Consider the following 23,638-nt stretch of genomic DNA (forward strand, 5'->3'; position numbering starts at 1 on the left):
TTTTATTTTTAAAAGTTCCAATTTTATTATGAAGATTTAATTACAATAATTTTGTGTAATCTTCGTGTAATAAAACCCCATTAATTTAGTCACATCATTTAAACACAGTAAAAAAATAATTTTTTAAAAGTCTACTATTGGAGTTAGCAATGGAACTAAAAAACCTCTTCAGAGTCTCTGCAATCGTCGCTGCTATGGCACTTACTGGTTGTGGTGGTGACATCGAAGTTACACCTACTGTAAACGATAACAGCACTAACAATTCAAATAATACAACAAACAATGGCGATTCAGGCGGTGATACAGGTGGCGATACTGGCACAACTAACCCTTGTACAACTCGCGCTGTAGGAAGCACTGAAGTTCAAGGTACGTTCCAAGCACCACACTGTGTATACGGCACTGACTTTGCTTCTAAATCACTAGAAGTACAAGCCGATGTGACATTCAAAAAACTTGAGAATGGCGGTGCTCACGTATTTAAAGGTGCACTTTTAATCGGTAAAGATTGTAACACGTCAACAGGTTGTACAATCGAGGCGAACGGCCCAACACTGACTGTAGAGCCAGGTGCAGTAATGGCATTCACTTCTGGTGAGTCAGTGGTTCGTATCGCGCGTGGTGCGAAGATCAACGCAGTTGGTACTGCTGCTGAGCCAATTCGTTTCACTTCAGCAGCAGAATTTGACGCATTTAACCTAGCAGGTATCGGTCCACAGTTTGCTGACTGGGGTGGTATCATGGTTAACGGTTTTGGTATCACAAACGAATGTACTGATGCAGAACGTGATGGCGACCTTTGTAATGCAGATTCTGAAGGTGTAACAAGCTACTATGGCGGTAAAAACAACGCAGATAGCAGCGGTCAAATCAAATATGCACACATTTGGTATGCAGGTTCTGGTCCTCGTGATGGCGGCCCTGGGGACGACTTAAACTCACTAACACTTAATGCTGTGGGTTCTGGTTCAAGCTTCGAATTCCTTCACATTCACCAAGGTTTTGACGATGGTATCGAATTCTTCGGTGGTGCTGCAAACATCAAAAATATCGTAGTAACAGATACTCAAGATGATGGTATCGACGTTGATGCGGGCTGGCAGGGTAAAGGTCAGTTTATTATTGTTAAACACGGTACGATTCAAACAAAGCGTGACGTTACTTATGCTGATGATAAAGGCGACGCGGTACTAATCCCTGCTGGCACTGAAGGCTTCATGGGTAACAACGGTTTTGAAACCGATGGTGAAAAAGCAGCTGGCCCTGATTATAGCCAAGCACCAGCATCTACGCTTAATTTCGCAAACGTAACTGTGATAACGACTGATGGTAACTCTATCCGTGATGATGACGAATCACAAGGCATGAAGTTTGACGATGCAATCCGTGGTATGTATTACAACGCATTAGTAGTTAAATCATCAGCTTCGAATGGCACTGAATGTCTAGAATTCAAAGACCCAGATGCAGCAGCAAACGCTGAAGCTGATACGCTTAACTACGTAAGCTCTGTACTTGCTTGTGCAGCAAACTTTAAAAATGGTTCTGACCCATTACCTGCAGGTGAAGGTAAAGAAGACTGGTTTGTTAACGCAGGTTCTAACCAAATTCTAAACGGTGCAGCTGACGTACTTGCAGCTGACGGCTTCTCAACAAATTCAAGCTCTACCGCTATCACTGTTGAAGCAAACGACCTAAGCAGCCTAAATGATAACTTCTTCACGACTGTTGATTACATTGGTGCGGTATCTGATAATGATACATCTTCTGAATGGTATCAGTGGGTTAAGAAAGCAATTGAGGCTTCAAACGCTGACTAATTATCCGTAATGACCTTAGTTATTACAATTAAGGCGCAGTCATTGCGCCTTTTTTATGATTTTTGGCAGGATTGCATATGGATACTCAAATGAAATTTAAAAAAGTTGCTTTAGCCATCAGTACGGCACTCACAGTCGCAACTTCTCTACCAAGCGTTGCAGAAGAAGAACAGGCAATCGAAGAAGTTGTTGCGGTAGGTACTCGTTTGCAAGGTAGTGCTGCAGCGGTAATTGAAGAACGTAAAAACCAAGCCTTCGTTGCGGATATCTTAGGCGCAGAGCAGCTATCTAGAACAGGTGATAGTGATGCAGCATCCGCGCTACGTCGTGTTACCGGTCTTACGTTAGTTGACGGCAAGTTTATCTATGTTCGTGGCCTAGGTGAGCGTTACTCAAGTGCTCGCCTGAATGGTGCCGCAGTACCGAGCCCGGACTTAACCCGAAACGTTATTCCACTCGATATTTTTCCAGCAAGCATTATTGAAAGTCTAGCGGTACAAAAAGCTTATTCTCCGTCAATGCCTGCTGCATTCGGTGGTGGTAACATCGATATCCGTACTAAGTCTGTACCATCGGAGTTCACCGCGGGTATTGAGGTAGGTATTGGCCAAAACTTTAATTCTGATAAAGGCTTTACCTACAGCGGAACCGCGGAAGGTATACCTCAAGTGCTACAAGATGCGGTTGTAAGATATCGTGGTAACTTTGACATCGGCGAAGTTGTAGACAAAAACGGGTTCAAAGATAAAGACGGACTAACACGTGCGGATCAAGCAATTGACGTGATCAAAGGTTTTGTGTCATCACTTCCTCGCGATATTCAAGTCAAAGAAGAGTCACTAGATCCAAACTTTGATGTAAAAGCCAACATTGGCAATAGTTTCCAAGAAGATTGGTTAGGCGGCACGGTAGGCTTTATGCTTGCGGGCTCCTATGACAACGATTGGAATTATAGCGACCGCACAACGGGCGTTATTGACGACACATTAGCTGAAAACTGTACTTCAAAACTAGAGACCGCTGAAGATACAGCCAATTCCTGTTATGTGACACTTAAAGAATCTAAAGTAACGACTGAGACTGAACGCCTAAATGGTGTATTCAATATCGGTTACCGCTTAGATCAGCATAGCATTACTTATTCTAAGATTTATCTCGAAGATAACGAAACCGAATCAGAGTTTTCCGTGTTACAAAGCCCTAACGGCAGTACCGTTAGAACAATCGCGGGAACGGGCGCTGCACAGCGTTCACATCAGTTTGATTACGAAGAGCGCACGTTGGATATCGACCAAGTGATTGGTCAACACACGTTCCTCGATTACTGGGGGGTAGGCTTTGACTGGCAGTATACAGAGTCAAAAGCGCAAACCGATATTCCAACAGAAATCGACTTTAAGTTTATTGATAACTATAACCAAGACGGTTCTTATAAAAACTCCATCGTTACCGGTGATGATAACCGTATAACGTACGCCTTTACAGACATGGAAGACAACGTAAAGTCTTACAGCGGCAATGTCACCTTACCGTTAACCTTCGAGGGCATAGAAATTACCCTTAAAGGTGGTTATGACTTTATGGATAGAGCGCGTGTTTACAATACCAGTAACTTCGTTGTAAATAACAAAAGTGGCATATCCATCCCAGTAAACTTTGATGAATCTGAGATCTATGCATTATCTGGTTATCTTGACGATGAGTTTTTGAACAATAACACTTTCTTGTTGACCTTCAACGAACCTCAGGCACCAGCGGCAGACGATTATATCGCTGCTCAAAAGATTGATGCGGGCTATGGTGAGTTTGATATCTTCTTTGACAATACCTGGCGTATTAGTGGTGGTATTCGTTACGAAGACTTTAAACAAGTGTCACTTGCAACATCGAGTCTAATCTTCGACCGCGTAACGATGGAAACGATTTACGATGAGGAGCGCATTTTAGCTGGTACAGTTAACGAAGATAACTTCTTTAACGCACTATCGCTAACGTATCTTTCAGACGGTAACTATCAAGTACGTTTTGGTTATGGTGAAACCACAGTACGTCCTGACTTACGTGAGTTAGTACCGGTTGCCTACTATGACCCATTAACCGATATCCGCACCTTCGGTGTAGCTGGCCTTAAGAGTAGCGACCTGAAAAACTATGACGCGCGCTTTGAATACTATATGGATAATGGCGATAACTTCTCAGTTGCGGCATTCTATAAAGACATCACGGCGCCAATAGAAACTATCTTGCGCGTTGGTGATGAAGACTATACAGCAACCTTCGTAAACGGTGAGGAAGGTGAAGTATACGGTATCGAAGCCGAATGGTTATACGACTTATCGGGCCTTGCGAGTGGCTTCTTTACGTCAGTTAACATCACCCTGAGTGATTCTGAAGTATCGATAGATCCTGCTCGTGCTGGTAACTTAACCAACCCAACGAAGCGTATGACGGGTCACTCAGAGTATGTAGTTAATATGCAATTAAACTATGACTCGGCTGATGGTCAACACAGTGGTTCATTAGTGTATAACGTCTTTGGTGAGCGTATTTTGGCTTCAGGGATCGGCGGTAGAGATGATGCTTATGAGCAACCATTCCACTCACTTGACCTAGTATATACTTGGTATCCTGACTTTAACTCTAAAGTTAAATTTAAAGTCAAGAACTTGCTAAATGAAGATCAAGAAGTAACTCAATCTGACGTAGTGGTGCGACAAAAAGATGTCGGCACCTCTGTTAGCCTGAGCTACAGCTACGAGTTCTAAGGAACAACTAAGCTTTAACCAAAGCCAAGGCATGCCTTGGCTTTTTTGATCTTTATCAATCTTCGAGATATTTTTTCCTACTAATTCATTATTTCATAGACTAAGTTCTGTAACTTTGTGTATAGTTGGTCTATATATAAAAATATATCCAAATACTTCAGTAGGTTACTAGGTTGTTAATATACTTGTCATATTTAACCAGTAACATTATTTAAGAGCTTTAAAAACAAAACCATAGCTCGTTTCGTACCGAGTTCTTGTTGACGCAAATGCGTTTAATTAGGACAACCTTTACATGTTGTATCCAAACCCCGCCATGCGGGGTTTTTTATTTATTAAATTCCTAATTTCTAGCTAGTCCACCGCGTCTTCTTTTGCTATGGTAGCCATCTAGACATACGACTCACGCAATGATCCGTATAATCAAGAATTAAGGCACATAACATGAAAAAAGTAGGACTCGTCGGCTGGCGTGGAATGGTTGGCTCCGTGCTAATGGAGCGTATGCAGCAAGAAAATGACTTTGATGTCATTGATCCACACTTCTTTACTACCTCACAAGGAGGTCAACTCGGCCCCGTTGTTAAAGGCGGTGGTGAGCCAAAGCCGCTTCAAGACGCAAGCGATATTCAATCGCTTAGCGAAATGGATATTATCATCTCCTGCCAAGGCGGAGATTATACCAAATCTGTATATCCTTCATTGCGTGAACAGGGCTGGGAAGGCTATTGGATAGATGCAGCCTCAGCACTGAGAATGGAAAAAGACAGTATTATTGTGCTTGACCCTGTCAACAAAGATGTCATTCAACAAGGTCTTGAACAAGGTGTAAAAACCTTTGTCGGTGGTAATTGCACGGTTTCTCTTATGCTACTTGCGCTTGGTGGTTTATTCGAGCAAGACTTAATAGAGTGGGTAAGCCCGATGACCTATCAAGCGGCGTCAGGTGCAGGCGCAAGAAATATGCGTGAACTCATCACTCAAATGGGTGAGATCCACAGCTCGGTTAAAGCACAACTTGACGACCCAAGTTCAGCCATCTTAGAAATCGATAAGCTAGTGGCAGAAAAAATCAAAGATGAATCTTTACCACAAGATCAATTTGGTGTGCCGTTAGCCGGCAGCTTAATTCCATGGATTGACGTTCCAATGCCGTCTGGTCAAAGTAAAGAAGAATGGAAAGCACAAGTAGAAGCAAACAAAATCCTTGGCTCGTCAAAGCAGCCTATTCCTATCGACGGATTGTGCGTACGAATTGGCGCGATGCGCTGTCATTCACAAGCGCTCACCATCAAGTTACGTGAAAATCGAAGCGTCGAAGAAATAGAGGAAATTCTAGCGGCACATAATGAATGGGTTCGCGTCATTCCAAATGAGCGTGATATTACGGCAAAAGAGCTAACTCCTGTAAATGTCACTGGCACACTGAGTATTCCTGTAGGCAGGATAAGAAAGCTCACAATGGGTGAAAAATATATCAGTGCATTTACTGTTGGTGATCAACTTTTATGGGGGGCGGCAGAGCCACTTCGTAGAATGTTAAGGATCATTACAGGTTAATTTCTAAAGGCGCCGTTGGCGCCTTTTGTTTTTTAATCGATAACTTTTGTAAGACCGATTAAGGCATTTTCACTCTCACCATCGTGGCATCGAGTATCACCGCTATCTCTATTTTCAATAACTAAGCGATATACAGTGCGGTATTTTTCACCTTCACGGATAGCATCTAAAACCGGAGCCAAAAGGTAGTGCTGTTCTGGATAAATAATAACAGGCTCAAGATCGACTCCGGACCCACGCTCAAACCTAACTTCGTAGCTATTATTACCATTTGAATATAGGTCGTACACAATGCCTTTACACGTAAATACAACCGCATATGACTTCAATGAGATAAGCGCAAGGCTCACTAACATTAGTTTGATAAATCCTTTCATACATTCCTCTATTTAATTTTGACGCCAATACCATTATCAGCAACAAGAAGGTAGCAACACTGCATTACTATTTGTTTTCAGAAAAATTACTTCAAGTAACATTTATCATATCCTTACAGCCTCGAAACGCTAATTCAATTACGATGTTTGTTACAAAATATCTCACCTTAATTTTGTTGGGCTATAGTTACCTTGATTAAACAATAATCTACGCTCGCGCTACGGAGAGACGAATGGGTATTTTGAAAAAATTTTCGATTATGCAGCTCACGATGATAAGTTCTTTCTCGCTGCTTGCATTTTTACTATTTTTAGTTGGCAAAAACGTTTTGAATAACTGGAGACAGTACAATGCGGCCGATCAAGATATCAACTATGTCGTCTTACTCGACGCCATTGAGAAAGTAGCGCATCACCACGCGGTAGAACGCGGCTTAACGGCAGGATTCCTTGGTAATCCAAGTAGTGATAACAAACGAAAAGTCGACGAGCAACGTGAAATTGCCGATCAAACAATATCAACGCTTAAAAGTCTTCACTCTTCACTGTTTCTAAAAGATAAAAATGTACAAAAGTGGCTTCCGTATATTTTTGAAGTTGAAGCCAACAAGAACCGCGTAAGAGGTGAGGTCGACAGAAAAAATGGCAATAATGCCTTTGCTTACTACAGCAAACTTAATCAAGTTTCATTAAACACAGCAGCAAAAATTCAAACCTACGTCTCAGATAGAACCCTATCTTCTGAACTTTCTATTGCTTTCCTTATTGCACAAAGCAAAGAGCGCCTTGGACAGATCCGTGGCAAGGTCAATGGTGCGCTTGCGAAAAAAGCAATGTCAAACACCCTCAAAGACGATATCAAGTACTATCGCCAACAGCTAGAGATGTCATTACATCAATTAGAAACCGCACTCGAAGGTACAGGCCAAAGCAACGTACAAACTATTTTATCTTCAAGCGAGGCAAAAGCGTTCAATCAAATTCTTGATACTCTTGAAAGCCAAGGAGAAATCGACTTTAGTCGCTTACCTTCAAGTGCTGAGTGGTTTTCTGCAGCGACAAGTTTAATCGGTAAGTTCAAGACCAAACTCGATTCAGTATGGGAAATGACAATTAGAGGTAGCAAAAAGAACAAATCAGATATCGCATTTGAAAGTACCTTAATGTTTGTGCTTTTTGTCGTCGTTCTTAGCTTTATCGCGCTCGTCAACTTTCATCTTATCCGCTCATTACGCTCGGAGCTTTCACAATTAACGAGCATATTAAAACGCGTAGCAGAAGAGGGCGACTTAACTTTAGATATGCGCTTAAACACGAGTGATGAGCTTGGACAAATTTCCGAGTCTATATACAACACAATCTATGCTTTTAAAGACTTGATGGTTGGCTTAGCAAAGTCCGTACAGGTAGGTACGAAGCTTGGCGAAAAAATGCATATAGCAGCCTCTAATGTCAATGAGGATGCACAAAAAACCCAAGGCATGGCATCTTCCATTGCGGTTGCAATAGAAGAAATGGCCGCAACCAGCCAAGAAATCGCAAAACTCGCGCAAGATACACTTGATGCCAGCGACCAACTTAACATCGAATCACAGCAATTACTTGCAGACAATCAAAAGAACTTAGACACCATGAAAACCCTCTCGACGAGTATGAACATCGTCGATGAGATGGCTGCGAGTATGGAAAAGCAGGTTTCTGAGATAAATACTATATTGGATTCAATTCGCAGTGTTGCCGAGCAAACTAACCTGCTTGCGCTCAATGCTGCAATAGAAGCAGCCCGCGCAGGCGAGCATGGTCGTGGCTTTGCAGTGGTAGCCGACGAAGTGCGTGGACTTGCAAACAACAGTAAACAATCTTCAGAGCAAATTTCCACACTGTTACTTAGCTTGTCAGAAATAAGCCAAAGCGTTGTTAAATCAATCAGAGAAAACACACTGCTCACACAAAATACAATGAACGAAGTAGAAGAAACGCGTAAAGTATCGCTCAGAGTAAACGAACACAGTTCGCATGTTGAAAAGCTAACGACCTCAGTTGCCACCGCAGCCTGCGAACAATCAGAAGTCGCCGCCGATATATCACAAAACACCGCCGCAGTGCTTGAAGCCGCAAACCATGAATTAGATACATCGAAAGCGTTAAATGAATTGTTTAAAGATATGAAACTAAATAGCGATACGCTACAACGCACAATGGATATATTTAAAATTGATAAGAGCTAGATTAAGAGGTAGTTGGCTTTTTGTCTTTAGGCGCACGCAGTGCAAGAACCTCTACAAAGCCTTTTTCAAGTAAAGCCATAGCATAAACAATATGACACACCGAGCTGGTATTCGCTAAATCCAGCAAGTGATTGTGCAGCACAAACTGCGCGTCTCTTAAATACTAAATTGTTAACTGCCACGTAAATTAGACACTACGGAGAAGATTAATGAAAAAGAAAGCTTTTGTGCTTATGCCATTTTCAGCAGAACTTCAAGAGGTTTATGAGTATTTGATTAAAGAAGGTTTAAAACAATTCTTTGAAGTGAAGCGAGCTGATGATATCAGAAGCCAAGGTAGCATTCTTAAAGATATTGTTCAGGGTATAGAATCATCAGACTTAATTCTGGCAGACCTAACAGACTCTAATCCAAATGTTTACTACGAATTAGGTATTGCGCATTCTTTGCAGAAGAAAGTGATATTAATTACCCAGTCCATTGACGACTTGCCTTTCGATTTACGCTCCTACAGGGTGATACCATACACAGTACATTTTACCAAAATGAATGAGGCCAAACAGGAACTCAAAGATCTTGCTGAGGGTGCTTATAAAGGAACAATCCCTTTTGGAAATCCGGTAAAAGACTATTGCTCAACGGTGTCATTTGATGATTTAAATAAAATAGAGAGTCTCCCTGAAGCCGCGAATAAATCTGAATTGGGCTTGCTTGATCACCACATAGAAATTGAAGAAAAGTTTAATACTCTTACGGAACTGGTTTCAGAAGTAGGACACTCACTGACTAACGATCTTGTTCCAAAAATTAATGAATCTACAAAACGTATAGAATCCGAAAAGCAAATGTCTGCGAGATCAAGGAAAGAAATCGTTGTAGATTTGGCGGAAGAAATTGATAAATTCGCATCTCTTTTATCTGAAAAAAATGATATTTATCGATCTTTAATTAAATCATTAGAGTCAAATATAGAATTTGTGCTAACTGAAACCCCACAGACATCCGAAGAAGATTATAAGAAAGATCTAGAAAGCTTTCTTACTGGATTTCAGTCGATGGAAGAAAGTGCAATGATTGGCCGAGATGGATTTACAGCATTACTTCACAACGTTCAAAAATTGCCTAGTTTGACTGGTTCTTTCGGTAAAGCAAACAAAAATATGCAAAAAGAATTAGTCAGTTTTATCGAAAATATTGACCAAACTATCTCAATCTCAAGCAGAGCAAGATCATTGGGTAGGGCATTGCTAAATAAAACAGCGAGTGGCAGCTAACAGTCGTATAAACACGCTCTCAGGCTAACTAGTGCACTACCGAATGTCTTTTTTAAAGCCTTTCTAGTTGCTTGAACGATTCAGAATGATACCAAGCCAACTGTTAAATAAGAGCCGATCAATCAACTCTTACAGCCAAAGTCTGAGCTTAACGAGCCAAGCTCAGACATTACAAATCGCTATTCTTCCACCAAATCCAGAATATAGGCGGCACCAGACCCTTCTCCTTTGTCATCGCGGTGAGGAGCTGCGATGATGGCGGTGTTATTAGAAGCCGCAATATTCCAACCAAACCTATCTTCTGGCGCGGCATCATTGGCAAATACCTTAGACGCATATTGCCATTGGCCTTGTTGTTTTTTGTATAGATAAAGTGCCCCCGCGTTATTACCTTTTTCATCATGGTGCATGGCGGTGATAAACGCTATGTCCTTACTTAACGCAACACCGCGTGCAAATCTATCATCCGCTTTGGCATCTGGTGCCACTAATTTTTGAGTTTGTGTCCATTTATCATTTGTTCTCTCAAACAGATAAGCAGAGCCAGCATCTTTACCTATACCGTCTATATCATCTCTTCTGGCAGAAATAAGGGCTGTATCTCCAAAAATCGCTACGCGAACACCAAAAATATCAGTGTTTCCGCCATCATTTGCCATCAGTTTTGCTTGCGAATTCCACTTTTTACCATCGAATTGATACACATAAACCGCACCAGCTTTTTCTGCTTTTTCATCATTTAAATCTGCGCCGACTAAAATGGTATCGCCATCTATTGCCACACTAATTCCGAATAGGTCCCCATCAGCGCCATCCCTTGCCGTCAACTTTGACTGAAAATGCCAGCTATTGTTTTCTCTCATGTATACATACGCTGAGCCAGAGTCTTTGTGTGGCGCATCGCTGTGTGGTGCGCCGATCACTAAAAATTGCTCGGTGAGCGCAATGCTTTGTCCAAAGGCATCACCCGCTTTTGCATCGTTGGCGGTTAAAATTTGTTTTTGTACCCAACTATTTTCTGTGCGCTCAAAAGCAAACACCGCACCGGCATTTTCTCCTTTATCGTCCCGATTTATCGCTCCAAGCATGGCAATATTATTCTTAAGGGCAACATTGCCGCCAAGCGTGTCGCCTGCATTGGCAGGCTGCGCGATGAGCTTTGCTTGTTGCTGCCAGCCAGACGCACCTAGCGTGTATAGGTAAGCCGCACCAGTATCCTGACTCGTATTTGCATCCACTTTATGGGCACCAACTAATGCAGTTGTGCCGTCTATCGCTACGCTATAACCAAACTGATCCTCTGCTTTACCATCATCGGCCAACAACTTTTGCTGCACAGCCATACTTTGACAGGCTATCACTAACGCCAAACTAGGGAAGTATTTTAAAATAGAGGGGGCTTTCATCATTATTCTTTTTGTTTTCGATATAGGGAATAAACATAGTATTCCACTGCTTACGACTTAACAAGAGGTAGTGTTTTTAGCAAAGTCATTTTGGTAAGTTAGCGCGAAGGATTGATAGGCATCTGGAGCGGTGACATTTTGCGATGGTAATAATGAGTTTCAGCGTCTAACTCTAGAACAACTAAAACCCATCATATAAAACAATAAACTAAACCTTATCCGAGCCAATATTGGCCAAAAAGTTGAGGTAATTCAGCCTTTAACTGTTTTGGTTTATTTTTAAACTTTTTACCTTGCGGCGGAAAGTTCACGACACTGTGATACGGGAGTTCGTCTTGGTTTTTTTCTTCAAAAAGCAACCCTGCAACTAAATCTAATTCGTCAATAAACGGGTAGGGCAGGTCGTCTTTATTCGGAATAGCAAACTTATTAGCTAATTCGTCTGGTTCCGCAGTGAGTACGCTTACCGCTTCAGGGCCGCGACTGATGATCCAATTACAAAAATCTAAGAAGTCATATTCGCTATTACAGCCTGCAATCACGTAGGCCACTTTCCAGTTATCCCAATGCCACAGTGCTCTTAGTTCTTTGGTATATAATGCATCGAACTGAGCAATTTCTTCTGAACTTAGCGGTGATAAACGCGTTTTTAAATATTCATTATCGTTTGAATGATCGGGGGCGGTGACAAGCTGCCAGAAGCGTTCGAGTTCCATGTGCATAAACTAACTTGATAAAAACGAGATTATAGCCAGTAACCTAATGAGAGTAAATCGAAGCCGCCATGCAAAATAACTTAAGCGGGTTGTACGTAATACAACGTGCTCACCCGCCCAAAAAGATAACCGTGACAGCTAAAAGGTAAGTGGTTTTATCCTTTCAGCGCTTTGTCACCACGGCCAATACCTACCGCGCCAGAGCGCACTAGTTCAATAATGTCGCTTTCGTGACGTAATAGATCCAAGAAAGACTCAAGACGGTCGGCTGAGCTTACCATCTGTAATATATAACTTTGCTTGCCCATATCTATAATGCTGGCTTGGAACACCTCAGCAACACGATTGATAGCAGCTCGTGTTACTTCGTCTCTAGCATAGACTTTTACCAGTAGCAGCTCTCTTTCAATGTGCTGCATATCGGTTAGATCAATAACCTTAAGCACATCCACCAGCTTGTTAACTTGCTTGGTGATTTGTTCAACGATGCGGTCATCGCCTTGGGTCGTGATGGTGATACGAGATAGCGTTTTGTCTGCGGTTGTACCCACTGTTAAGCTGTCAATGTTGTACGCACGCTGAGAAAATAAACCCACAATACGAGAAAGAGAGCCAGGTTCATTTTCTAATAAAATCGATAGTATTCTTCTCATTATGCTTTTACTCCTTTTTTCAACCACATCTCGTCTATCGCACCTTGCTTAATTTGCATTGGATACACATGTTCAGACTCATCGACCAAAATATCTAAAAATACAAGTCGGTCTTTAATCGACATTGCTTTTTCCAGCGCCGCATCAAGTTGCTCAGGCTTATCAACCCGAATACCGATATGACCATAACTCTCTGCAAGCGCAACAAAATCAGGCAGTGATTCCATGTAAGAACTCGCATGACGTCCCTCATACATCATGTCTTGCCATTGGCGTACCATACCAAGCGAGCGGTTGTTTAACGAGATGACTTTGACAGCAAGGCCGTATTGCAAACAGGTTGAAAGCTCCTGAATATTCATTTGGATAGAGCCGTCTCCAGTTACGCACAATACTTCGCTTTGCGGGAATGCCATTTTTACGCCCATCGCAGCGGGTAAACCAAACCCCATGGTGCCAAGGCCGCCTGAATTGATCCATTGACGAGGAGATTTGAACGGATAGTACTGCGCTGCAAACATCTGGTGTTGTCCTACGTCTGAGCAAACATACGCGTCACCGCTGGTCATTTGGTATAGCTTTTCGATAACCGTTTGCGGCTTGATTTTTTCTACACCTGCAGTAAACGACAAGCATTTCTGAGCGCGCCATGTTGTAATTGCTTGCCACCAATCTTCTTGTGCGGCGCGATCGATACGCTTCTCGCTTTTTTCGATACCGCGTAGCAATTGCTCCATCACCGTATCTAAACAGCCCACAACTGGAATATGCGCTTGAATGGTCTTAGAAATTGAAGTTGGATCCACATCAACGTGTACAATTTTGGCATCCGGACAAAACTTCTTAACGTTATTGGTCACACGGTCATCAAAACGCGCACCTAACGCTAAGATAACATCGGCATTCGCCATCGCCTTATTCGCTTCAAGACTACCGTGCATACCTAACATGCCAATAAAGTTAGGATGTGTGCCACTGATCCCGCCAAGACCCATTAGGGTATTGGTGATAGGCGCGTTTAGTTTCTCAACCAGCTCAGTCAGTTTTTCCGAGGTATTCGAAAGAATAATGCCGCCACCTGAATAGATAACCAAACGCTTCGCTTCAATAATGGCTTCAACCGCTTTGCGGATCTGCTTAGAATGCCCCTTTACACTCGGGTTGTAAGTACGCATATCAATCTGTTCAGGCATCTGATAATCGAATTTAAGCGCAGGGTTCAAAATATCTTTTGGCAACTCAACCACAACCGGTCCCGGTCTACCAGAGTTGGCTAGATAAAATGCCTTAGCTAACACTTCTGGGATTTTTCTCGCGTCGCGGCAGTTAAAACTGTGTTTAACGATAGGGCGAGAACAACCAACAATATCCGTCTCTTGAAACGCATCATCGCCGATTAGGTTTGAAGGTACTTGCCCTGAGAGTACAACCATTGGGATTGAATCCATATAAGCGGTCGCGATCCCTGTAATGCAGTTAGTGGCACCAGGGCCACTGGTCGCAAGGACGACACCGACATCTCCCGTAGCTCTGGCATAACCGTCTGCCATGTGGGTCGCTGCTTGCTCATGTCTAACCAAGATATGCTCAATATCTGATTGCTGAAACAATGCATCATAAAGATCAAGAACCGATCCTCCGGGATAGCCAAATATGTATTTTACTTTTAATGCGCTCAATGCTTTTACTACTAGCTCGGAGCCGTTGTATTGCTCTGCCATTACCTCATTCCTCGTTGACTGTGCGTGCCTGTTATATTTCTAAAATCAAAAAAAAACCCCGCTGGTTGCGGGGTTTGAGTATTTCTTTCAAGTAATAGCTCCCCGCTGAACTCTATGAAGAGACCAGTACCACCACGAGAACGATTAGTTGAAAGAAATTAGTCATTGTTTTGCCTTTAAGTTGATTTCAAAGTTAGCCTACACAGTATTAGATATAAATTCCACCTTTCCACCTTTCAATTGTTGAAATATTACATTTCAATTTAAAATTCACCACCAATTAGATTTTTTATTTAGTAGCACTTGTACGGGAACAAAGCGATAAAAATGCTAAACTTAAAGCTCAATTGTACTGGGGTCTCTTAGATGAATATTTTTAAACTAAGCGTATTGGCGTCGTCCATACTGCTATCAAGTACAGCGTCAGCGCAGGTACTCTATAAAGATCAAGTTATCTATTGGCAGGAGAAAAAGCTCGGCCGTACGCTGAGTGAATACGAGCGAAAAATTGCGCTTGAGCAATTTGTCAAAACAAAGCCCATTACCAGCCAAATAAAAACACCTTATGCAATTAAAAACGTGCACCTTGGCAATACTAAGTTAGGCAAACAATTTGCGGTGGGCACGGCGCAAACACTTAATGATGCCAAAATTCTTGCTATTTTGGTCGATTTCCCGGATTTGCCTAACGACCAGAACCGACTAAACCCGGGTGATACGGATATGTACTACTCGAGCTATCCCGCGTCTCACTACCAGTCATTATTGTATTCGGATAGCGGCTATAACGGACCGAACAATGAATCGTTGCAATCAGCTACCCAGTTTTATCAAGCGGCCTCGGGCGGCAGCTTTAAGGTATCTGGCAATGTATTTGGCTGGGTAAGAGCCACTCAAAATGCTGCCTACTATGGCGAACAAGAAGGCGATACTCGAGACTTAAGACCGGAAGAGTTGGTGTTCGAAGCTGTAAGCAAAGCTGTAACTCAATTTAATATCGACTTAGCTGAGTACGATAAAACAGATTTGAACGACATAGATGGTGATGGCAACCGCCTTGAGCCTGACGGCATTATTGACCATGTCATGTTGTTTCATTCAAGTATAGGTCAAGAAGCGGGGGGCGGCGTATTAGATACTGATGCAATTTGGTCACATCGCTTCTTCGTATTTGATGAAAACAACCAACCTAAGGCAATTCCAGGTACCAATTACAAGATTTATAACTACACCATTAATCCTATTGATGCTGCAATCGGCGTGGTTGTCCATGAGTTTGGTCATGATCTCGGATTACCGGACGAATACGATTTAAATTCCAATGACATAGGCGAACCCGTTGCGCTTTGGTCAGTCATGTCTTCAGGCAGTTACTTAGGTCAATTAAGTGGCTCGCAACCAACCCAGTTTTCCCCTAAAAGTCTTGAATTTTTACAACAAAATTATGCAGGTAATTGGTTAAAGCAAACTGAGTACACATTTGATGATTTGATTACAGAACAAACGGTAACACTCACAGATATTGGGGTGAACAATGGTACTACGAATCAAATAAAGATAAATTTGCCTGCTCAACTAGAGGAATTTATAACGCCTCTGGATGGGGATTATCACTATTACTCCGGACAAGACGACAAACTCAATAACCAAGCAAGTTTTACCTTAAGCTTACCTAACGCAAGTCAAATTTCGTTATCTATGCTTGCAAATTACAGTATCGAGCTTAACTACGATATTTTTCAAGTAGCGGTAAATGGACAGCCAATTGCTGGCAATACAACAAAATCGAACCATCCAAATTATGCCAGTGTCACTCACTACATGGATGGAGAGTCGTCTGCTTTTGGCGCTAACCCAATTACGCTAGATTTTGATATCTCAGCGTACCGAGGACAAACTGTCACCGTAACATTCGTTTATCAAACTGACGATTTTGAAACACTTAAAGGGGTATTACTAGATAACATCAAAGTGACAGCGGATGGTACGCCAATTTATACCAATACCGCAGAGCCAACAAACGACTTAGTTTACAACGGTTTTCGTAAAATTTCTGCTTACAGAGCTAAACCTAGTAACGCTTACTACGCGCATTTACGCTCATTTAGAGGGTTAGATGCTGGCTTGTCTTTGTCTGGTTATAATTCAGGTGTGTTGATGTGGTACAGCAACGATGGGCAAGGCAATAACTCCACTTCGTTACACCCTGGTTCTGGTGATATGTTGGTGATTGACCAAGACCAAAACCCGATCTTTAAAGCCGACGGCACAACACCCGCAACGAGTATAATTCAGGTCAAAGATGCAACACTGCGTTTAGATACTCAAAAAGCAGGTCTTGGCGACCAACATCTAACGCCAATCAGTACGTTTGATGATACTCAGGATTACACCTTCTCCATCCAAAAGGAGTCAGGTGTTAGTTTGCCAGGTTTTGGTGTTCAACTAAGATTGAATACCATAGAAGAAGATGCAAGCAGTGCGCAAGTCGGTGTAATTTATCTCAGCGACCCTAAAATCACTCAAGTACAATCACAAAATACCGTTAAGTTTAATGTGAAAGGCTTAGCATTAACCGAATCAGATAGCTTTTTGTGGAACTTTGGTGATGGTCAAACGAGTAACGCGCTTTCACCTGTTCACAGCTATCAAGATTTCGGCAACTATACGGTAATGTTCACACGAACCAAAGCAGACGGGAGCAGTTCAGCGTTGAGTTCAAATGTCAGCGTTGGCAACGTCGAGCCTATCCCACTTGCAGTCGGTGATATCAAAGCGACCGCAGTAGGGCAAGGCTTTGTCTTCAATGTCGAAATAATCGGCGGCAAAGCGCCTTATGCGCTTGAGTGGAACTTTGGTGATGGGACAACAGCAACATCAAACTCAGTTGAACATATCTATGAACTAAGCGGCACATACACAGTAACGCTTAATGTGAAAGATACCGAAGGTGAGGCGGTAACTAAATCAACTTCAGTGACAGTCGTAGTACCACTTAGCATTGAAGCCACAGCGACCACATCTAACCTACAGGCAAGCTTTGTAGCAACTGCTGCTGGTGGTGATGGTAACTATCAAGCTAACTGGGATTTCGGTGATGGCACGCAAGGTTCAGGTTTAACTACAACGCATAGTTACGCTCAAGCGGGTACATATAATGTCGTGTTAACGCTATCGGATGGCGCAGATCAAAGCGCGAAAGGCACTGTAGAGATCACAGTAACAGCACCAACAACAACGCCGACGGACTCTGGTGATAGCGGATCGTCTGGAGGCAGTATCGGATGGTTTGCGTTAATTGGTGGTATGCTAGTGGGATTAAGAAGAAGGTGGTGCTAACGCACCACCCAAGGATTAAATTAAGCGTTAAGAATTAAAGACGCTCAATTACCGCCTGTGTGAAATCGGTAGTGCCGTGGCTACCACCAAGATCGCGCGTTGTACGGTCACCGCTCTTGATAACGTCAGCTACTGCACTGCGGATTTTTTCCGCTTTATCAGCTTCGCCTAAGTACTCAAGCATTTGAATTGAAGCTAGAATAACAGAAGTTGGGTTTGCAAGATTTTTGCCTGCGATATCTGGTGCGCTACCGTGAACCGCTTCAAAGATTGCAGCGTCAGTACCAATGTTTGCACCTGGAGCCATACCAAGACCACCAACAAGACCCGCACAAAGATCAGAAAGGATGTCACCGAATAGGTTTGTTGTTACGATCACATCAAACTCTTCAGGTGTCATTACTAGTTTCATACAAGTAGCATCAACGATCATTTCTGCTGATTCAATTTCAGGGTAACGCTCACCAACTTCACGAGCAACTTTAAGGAATAGACCTGAAGTTGATTTTAGGATGTTCGCTTTGTGAACCGCAGTTACTTTCTTACGACCTTCACGCTGTGCCAACTCATAAGCGAAAGTTACGATCTTTTCAGCACCTTCGCGAGTGATCTTTGACATTGCTTCCGCTTCGTTACCATCTTCAGAAACAACTTGACCAAGACCTGAGTACATACCTTGCGTGTTTTCACGTACTGTAATGATATCAATATCGTCGTAACGTGCTTTAGTACCTTCAAATGACTTAACTGGACGAACGTTTGCGTAAAGGCCAAAATGCTTACGCAATGTCACGTTGATTGAAGTGAAACCTTCGCCAACAGGTGTAGTTAGTGGGCCCTTTAGCGTGATTTTGTTACGCTCAATTGCTTCTAGCGTTGCTGCTGGAAGTAATTCACCTGTTTTTTCTAAAGCAGCCAAACCTGCGTCTACGTATTCGTATTCATAGTCGCAACCTACGGCTTTTAAGATCTCGATAGCTGAATCGATGATGCTAGGGCCAATGCCGTCGCCACGGATAACTGTGATGGTTTGCTGTGCCATGTTTTTTCCTTTATCAAAAGTTGGAATACACCCGAGAAGAATTGCAGACTAAGTTTAGTAGAAATTAACAAAGGTGTACGTTCGCTTGTTTAAGCCGCGTTTTATAGCAATTAATTAGGTCTTATTCCAGTATGGAATGAAAAAATGACATACATATGATTTATGCTTGTTATTGATAGTATTTATAGAATAAATATCAGGCAATAGATGAGTAAAATCCGGCCTCTAGTAGCGCTAAATCAAACTTTTGTGCGGTAACAAAACGACTTTCAGCTAGTACGTCATCGACTAATTGTTTTTGCCATGCAGTTAACACAAAAGTGGGTGATATCACTTTAAGTGTAATCAGTTTAATAAAAATGAACAGTTTACACTGCGCATTGGTCTGAGACTTTTTTAACGTCTCGCTATCTAGCATTGCCTTATGAAGAATGCTTTTATCAAAGTACTGCTGATTAAAGTCTAAGTATTTATCTTTTGCTATCGCGCGGATCCCAAATAGGTTAGCAATTGATACTAGTTCTTCTGAATACTCACGAGAATGGAGTGCCGTGGCATGTTGGATCTCCACCCCTTGTTTAGTCACTAAAAATACAATAACCGCTGCAAATGGCGACAATAAACGCTCAAATTGTTCACCATAACTTTCACCAACATATAACGCGATAATTTGACTAATTACGCCATATTTATGCACGATATCTTCTGTGAAAGGAAGCTTATGGTTTGCTATGATCTGCTCAAGCAACACTCGCTGCGCCAGTAATCCAGCAGCATCAAGTCCTACCATGGCGAGAGAGTGTCTAACCGATGCGGCTTTTAGATTTTCACGGTTATACTGCTTTGCTGCGATCTGCAATGCACTTGACACTGAATCGAACTCGCAAATAAGCTTTTCAAGTGCACGAATACTTTGAAATTGACTGTGAGATAAGGCTTTTACTGTTTCTAGTAGATGTAAGTGTTCAGAACCGAATGGAAGTAATGCTGGCTCAGCAGCTCGGTCCCAAATATTGTAAAGTAGCTTCGCATCTGTCGTTGCAGTTAAACCACAGTGAAACTGGAACTTACGATTGGCCTTCGCCAGCTTTTTGGTTTGCCCTTGTTCCACAACAGCAATTATTTTTTCACTTTTGCTTTGTATCACCAAAAAGCCCACTTCGCCTTTAATCTCACAAAGCAATCCCGCGGGATGTTTAACAAATGCCCCTGCAATTGCACTCAGTACTTTTAATGCAAAAGCATAACTGAGTTTGCTATAAAGAAGCTTAATCGCTTTGTCTAAAGCTACGCAATTTTGCTTGTGTGTTGGCGTTATTAAGCTTGCTAATCGGTGAGCAATTGCAACAATCAAAGAAGCATGGTCATTAAAACGCTGATGGGTAGAGGCCACGAGCTTGCTGTCGTAGTTTGAAAGGCGAGATAAAATTCGCAAACATTGCAAGTTAGGTGTTTGTCCATCACTCAGTATTTGTACGGCCAATTGATGTCGAACTTTCCAAAGCTTATCTTGCTGTGCGTCTAACTTTTTCCCTGCTGCGAGTTGATCGCTTTCTCTCGCTACACATAAATAGTCAGCAAAGCTTGCAAGCAATAGCTCTTCAGTTACTGCACGAGAAAACTTTAAGTAATGACAAGCCATACAAACCAACACATTTTGATTCATGACCAGATTCGTGTTGTAGCCCAAGTTTTGTGAATACAGTCCAAGCTGTCCATGCATGCTACTAGGCGAGGACTCATAACAGTCCATATAAAGCTGCGCAAGTTTAACTAGGGTAGGATAGATAGAAGACCACTTTTCTTTGTGATAATAAAGACGTAATACTTTGTGTGTACCTTGGGCTATCGCGAACAGCGTTTTACTAGTAACTATCCTTGCATCCATCTATCTTTACCAATTTTATTAAGTAAACGGTCTATTTTTAAACGGTAAAATAGCTTTCTTAGCAAGGTAAAAACGTTGCTATTTAGTTGTTCTACATGAGGCGTTGTTAACGAAGCTAATATGGTATTTTACCCTTCAAATTGGTTGGAAAATTAATCTAATTGGTATGACACTTTATCAAATGTGACCCTTGCACCAGGTCCCCAAAGCTTTAATATGCCATTTTCAAACAATAATCCGGTGCATTCATCTTCTGTAGTAATTCCATCTGGTTTTACAAGCTGAGTGCGATAAAACACAATTTGTACAATCGTATTATCTTGTTTCTTCTTTACATACGTTAGATCTGGGCTACCCAAGGTATCCAATACCGTGTCTAACTCAGTCGGCTTTTCAAGGCTAAGATTACGAATGAAACGATTGTTAAACGCTTCTCGGTCCTGCCAAATCATCGCTTGCGGGTCATCTTTATAATAATTGATCACGAGAAACACTACAGTAACGTAAACCGCAAGGCCAAGAAATATGTACTGTAGTATTTTCCTAATCATCTAACTGCTCAATAAAGAATGGGTAAAACGGACCTTGTATCTGCAAAAACTGAGATACGCTTGTATGCAATATATCAAAGTCATCTACATTCGCCTAGCGCTTAGCGACGATGTAATACATTGCAAATCAAAAGGCCATTCAAACCAGTCGAATATCCTTCAAACTAAAGCCAATTTCAATATCTCTTCTTAGTGTCACTAGCGCAAGGCTTGTAACATAGTCGCTTGCTCCGGCCTCTAATTTTGCTTTTGCAGCAGGCTTCACTGTCTCGTCTTTTAGCATACTTTCAAAGTCATCATGCTTTGCGAGTAGCTCTTGCGCCGTCTTAACACCAACTCCAGCAACACTAGGGATATCGTTTGTCTTGTCACCACTTAGAGCCCAAAACATTTCGAGCTTGCTTTGCGTGACAGAAAATCGACTTTTTATATCTTCAAGCGAAATTATCGACTTTTTGAAATAGTCGTACACAGAGATAGCATCATTGATCAAGGGTAAGAACCCTTTATCAGTCGATACTATCGTACAGTTAACATTTGCGGCAGCCGCTTTACAGGCAAGAGTCGCTATGACATCGTCAGCTTCATCATGTTCGGGATTAAATGATTTAACACCAACACTTGCGAACGCTTCTGAAAACTTATCGAGGTTCTGATTTAGGAATTCGGGCATTGGTTGACGGCTTATTTTGTATTTTGGGTAGAAGTGATAACGCCAACTTCTATCACCGTCAAATACCGCAACTGCGTGTGTCGCCCCCACTTTACGTAACAAACTACGAGTAGCTTGCTCTACACGAAGACAAGAGGCCTTTATATGGGCCTCTTGTTCTTTACTACCTTTTGGTTCGTTAACAGCATAGATGCGCCTGATAAGGTTAAGCGCATCTATTAACAACAAATTATTCATTCACTCTAAGCTTTAATTTTATAACACGGTATGTACTTGCTTCCAGGTAGCTTCATTCGCCCCTGATTAACAAATGCACCTAGCAGCTTATCCATATCAGTCATCAGTGATTTATCACCACTTAATTCATACGGACCATGCTGTTTAATTGCAGTGATACCTTCATCTTTCACGTTACCAGCAACAATACCTGAAAAAGCACGCCTTAAGTTAGCAGCCAGTAACTGTTTTGGTTGTTCTAGGTGTAAGTCTAAACCCGACATATTTTCATGCGTGGGTGCAAATGGATGCTGAAAATCATTTTCAATCTTTAGCGTCCAATTAAAGTAATAGGCATCACCTTCAGACTTACGATACTCGCGCACCGTTGCCATCGATTGTTTGAGCTTCTTGGCCACCAATTCTGGATTGTCTACGATAATCTCGAACTTAGACAAGGCTTCTTTTCCGAGTGTTTTTTCAACAAAGGCACTCAGTTCTTCAAAGTATGCAGCTGACTCTTTAGGGCCAGTTAAAATCACAGGTAAGCATTGCTTTTCGTTTTCTGGGTGTAACAAAATACCAAGTAAATAAAGCAGCTCTTCTGCTGTTCCTGCACCGCCTGGGAAAATAATGATGCCATGTGCAATACGTACAAACGCTTCAAGACGCTTTTCGATATCTGGCAAAATTACTAATTCATTAACAATAGGGTTAGGCGGCTCAGCGGCAATAATACTGGGTTCGGTAAGGCCTAAATAACGGTTATTCGAGATCCGTTGTTTAGCATGACCAATTGTTGCTCCCTTCATCGGGCCTTTCATTGCTCCCGGTCCACAACCTGTGCAAATGTTTAGGCCACGAAGACCGAGTTGATAACCCACTTCCTTAGTATATTTGTATTCAACTTCATTGATTGAATGACCACCCCAACAGACAATCATGTTAGGGTCTTTGTTCACTTGAAGCGCATCGGCGTTACGCAGCATGTCAAAAACCATATGAGTGATTTCTACCGGTGATTTATTTTCACCATGATATTTTTGACAAATAAAAAGTATGTCGCGGATCACCGAAAATATGTGCTCATGAATACCAGTAATTATTTGACCATCGACAAAAGCTGACTCGGGGGGATTGCTTAACGCTATTTTAATTCCTCGCTCGCGCGCGAGTAGCTGAATATCAAAGTCTTCGTACTTATCGTAGATCTCAGAGCTGGAATCGGTATGACTACCAACGTTTAACACCGCTAATGCACAATTTCTAAAAAGCCTATATCTCTCACTTGTGGTTGACTGCTGAAGTAAATCTACTTCCAATCTTGATAATAAGTTAAGAACCCCAGTTGGGTTTAGCTCTACTTGCATAGGCTTACTCCTTGTTTGTAATGCGCAGCGAATTGGTAT

Annotated in this window: 16 protein-coding genes; 6 read left to right on the plus strand and 10 right to left on the minus strand. The window is 42.0% G+C overall.

All coding sequences use genetic code 11. The features are described from left to right. Nucleotides 1-149: 149 nt before the first annotated feature. The 3 genes from JJQ94_RS00135 to asd all read left to right on the plus strand — a co-directional run bounded on the left by JJQ94_RS00135 (nucleotide 150) and on the right by asd (nucleotide 6,145). Nucleotides 150-1,820 carry a hypothetical protein gene (locus JJQ94_RS00135; RefSeq protein ID WP_099029539.1) on the plus strand — a complete coding sequence of 557 codons (1,671 nt, stop codon included), beginning with the start codon at nucleotides 150-152 and terminating at the stop codon, nucleotides 1,818-1,820. Nucleotides 1,821-1,897: 77 nt separating this feature from the next. Continuing rightward, complete coding sequence (locus tag JJQ94_RS00140) at nucleotides 1,898-4,585, plus strand: TonB-dependent receptor domain-containing protein (RefSeq protein ID WP_099029540.1); 2,688 nt, start codon at nucleotides 1,898-1,900, stop codon at nucleotides 4,583-4,585. A gap of 444 nt (nucleotides 4,586-5,029) precedes the next feature. Beyond that, nucleotides 5,030-6,145 (plus strand): aspartate-semialdehyde dehydrogenase, encoded by a 1,116-nt coding sequence (asd, locus tag JJQ94_RS00145; RefSeq protein ID WP_045990113.1) that lies wholly within the window; start codon nucleotides 5,030-5,032, stop codon nucleotides 6,143-6,145. A 32-nt stretch (nucleotides 6,146-6,177) separates the two neighbouring features. On the opposite strand, the gene JJQ94_RS00150 is transcribed toward asd, so the two are convergent. Further along, nucleotides 6,178-6,522, minus strand: coding sequence for a hypothetical protein (locus JJQ94_RS00150; RefSeq protein ID WP_099029541.1), 345 nt, complete (start codon nucleotides 6,520-6,522; stop codon nucleotides 6,178-6,180). 233 nt (nucleotides 6,523-6,755) lie between these two features. On the opposite strand from JJQ94_RS00150, the gene JJQ94_RS00155 reads away from it, so the two are divergent. Next, a complete protein-coding gene (locus JJQ94_RS00155) occupies nucleotides 6,756-8,750 on the plus strand; it encodes a methyl-accepting chemotaxis protein (protein ID WP_099029542.1) in 1,995 nt (664 codons plus the stop codon). Nucleotides 8,751-8,959: 209 nt separating this feature from the next. Beyond that, a complete protein-coding gene (locus JJQ94_RS00160) occupies nucleotides 8,960-10,024 on the plus strand; it encodes a hypothetical protein (RefSeq protein ID WP_099029543.1) in 1,065 nt (354 codons plus the stop codon). Nucleotides 10,025-10,203: 179 nt separating this feature from the next. Here the strand turns inward: JJQ94_RS00160 and JJQ94_RS00165 are convergent, their stop codons facing one another. The 4 genes from JJQ94_RS00165 to JJQ94_RS00180 form a co-directional block, all read right to left on the minus strand. Further along, complete coding sequence (locus JJQ94_RS00165) at nucleotides 10,204-11,433, minus strand: FG-GAP repeat protein (protein ID WP_236596455.1); 1,230 nt, start codon at nucleotides 11,431-11,433, stop codon at nucleotides 10,204-10,206. A gap of 212 nt (nucleotides 11,434-11,645) precedes the next feature. Next, nucleotides 11,646-12,146 (minus strand): DUF4240 domain-containing protein, encoded by a 501-nt coding sequence (locus JJQ94_RS00170; protein WP_010377109.1) that lies wholly within the window; start codon nucleotides 12,144-12,146, stop codon nucleotides 11,646-11,648. A 155-nt stretch (nucleotides 12,147-12,301) separates the two neighbouring features. Further along, a complete protein-coding gene (ilvN, locus tag JJQ94_RS00175; protein WP_010377111.1) occupies nucleotides 12,302-12,799 on the minus strand; it encodes an acetolactate synthase small subunit in 498 nt (165 codons plus the stop codon). Beyond that, a complete protein-coding gene (locus tag JJQ94_RS00180; protein WP_099029545.1) occupies nucleotides 12,799-14,520 on the minus strand; it encodes an acetolactate synthase 3 large subunit in 1,722 nt (573 codons plus the stop codon). Before JJQ94_RS00180 ends, ilvN begins: the two co-directional genes overlap by 1 nt. 366 nt (nucleotides 14,521-14,886) lie before the next feature. Between JJQ94_RS00180 and JJQ94_RS00185 the strand changes: the two genes are divergently transcribed. Continuing rightward, a complete protein-coding gene (locus JJQ94_RS00185) occupies nucleotides 14,887-17,859 on the plus strand; it encodes an immune inhibitor A domain-containing protein (protein WP_099029546.1) in 2,973 nt (990 codons plus the stop codon). A 34-nt stretch (nucleotides 17,860-17,893) separates the two neighbouring features. Here the strand turns inward: JJQ94_RS00185 and JJQ94_RS00190 are convergent, their stop codons facing one another. The 5 genes from JJQ94_RS00190 to ppnN all read right to left on the minus strand — a co-directional run bounded on the left by JJQ94_RS00190 (nucleotide 17,894) and on the right by ppnN (nucleotide 23,599). Further along, complete coding sequence (locus JJQ94_RS00190; RefSeq protein WP_010377116.1) at nucleotides 17,894-18,901, minus strand: isocitrate dehydrogenase; 1,008 nt, start codon at nucleotides 18,899-18,901, stop codon at nucleotides 17,894-17,896. A gap of 196 nt (nucleotides 18,902-19,097) precedes the next feature. After that, nucleotides 19,098-20,789 carry a hypothetical protein gene (locus JJQ94_RS00195; protein WP_099029547.1) on the minus strand — a complete coding sequence of 564 codons (1,692 nt, stop codon included), beginning with the start codon at nucleotides 20,787-20,789 and terminating at the stop codon, nucleotides 19,098-19,100. Nucleotides 20,790-20,941: 152 nt separating this feature from the next. Continuing rightward, nucleotides 20,942-21,340: a DUF3192 domain-containing protein gene (locus tag JJQ94_RS00200; protein WP_099029548.1), complete on the minus strand. Its 399-nt coding sequence runs from the start codon at nucleotides 21,338-21,340 to the stop codon at nucleotides 20,942-20,944. Nucleotides 21,341-21,479: 139 nt separating this feature from the next. Then, complete coding sequence (gene xni / locus JJQ94_RS00205; RefSeq protein ID WP_099029549.1) at nucleotides 21,480-22,250, minus strand: flap endonuclease Xni; 771 nt, start codon at nucleotides 22,248-22,250, stop codon at nucleotides 21,480-21,482. A 5-nt stretch (nucleotides 22,251-22,255) separates the two neighbouring features. After that, nucleotides 22,256-23,599 (minus strand): nucleotide 5'-monophosphate nucleosidase PpnN, encoded by a 1,344-nt coding sequence (ppnN, locus tag JJQ94_RS00210; RefSeq protein ID WP_099029550.1) that lies wholly within the window; start codon nucleotides 23,597-23,599, stop codon nucleotides 22,256-22,258. Nucleotides 23,600-23,638 lie beyond the last annotated feature (39 nt).

Origin of the sequence: Pseudoalteromonas sp. GCY (genome assembly GCF_016695175.1) — a bacterium.
Taxonomy (GTDB): Bacteria; Pseudomonadota; Gammaproteobacteria; order Enterobacterales; family Alteromonadaceae; genus Pseudoalteromonas.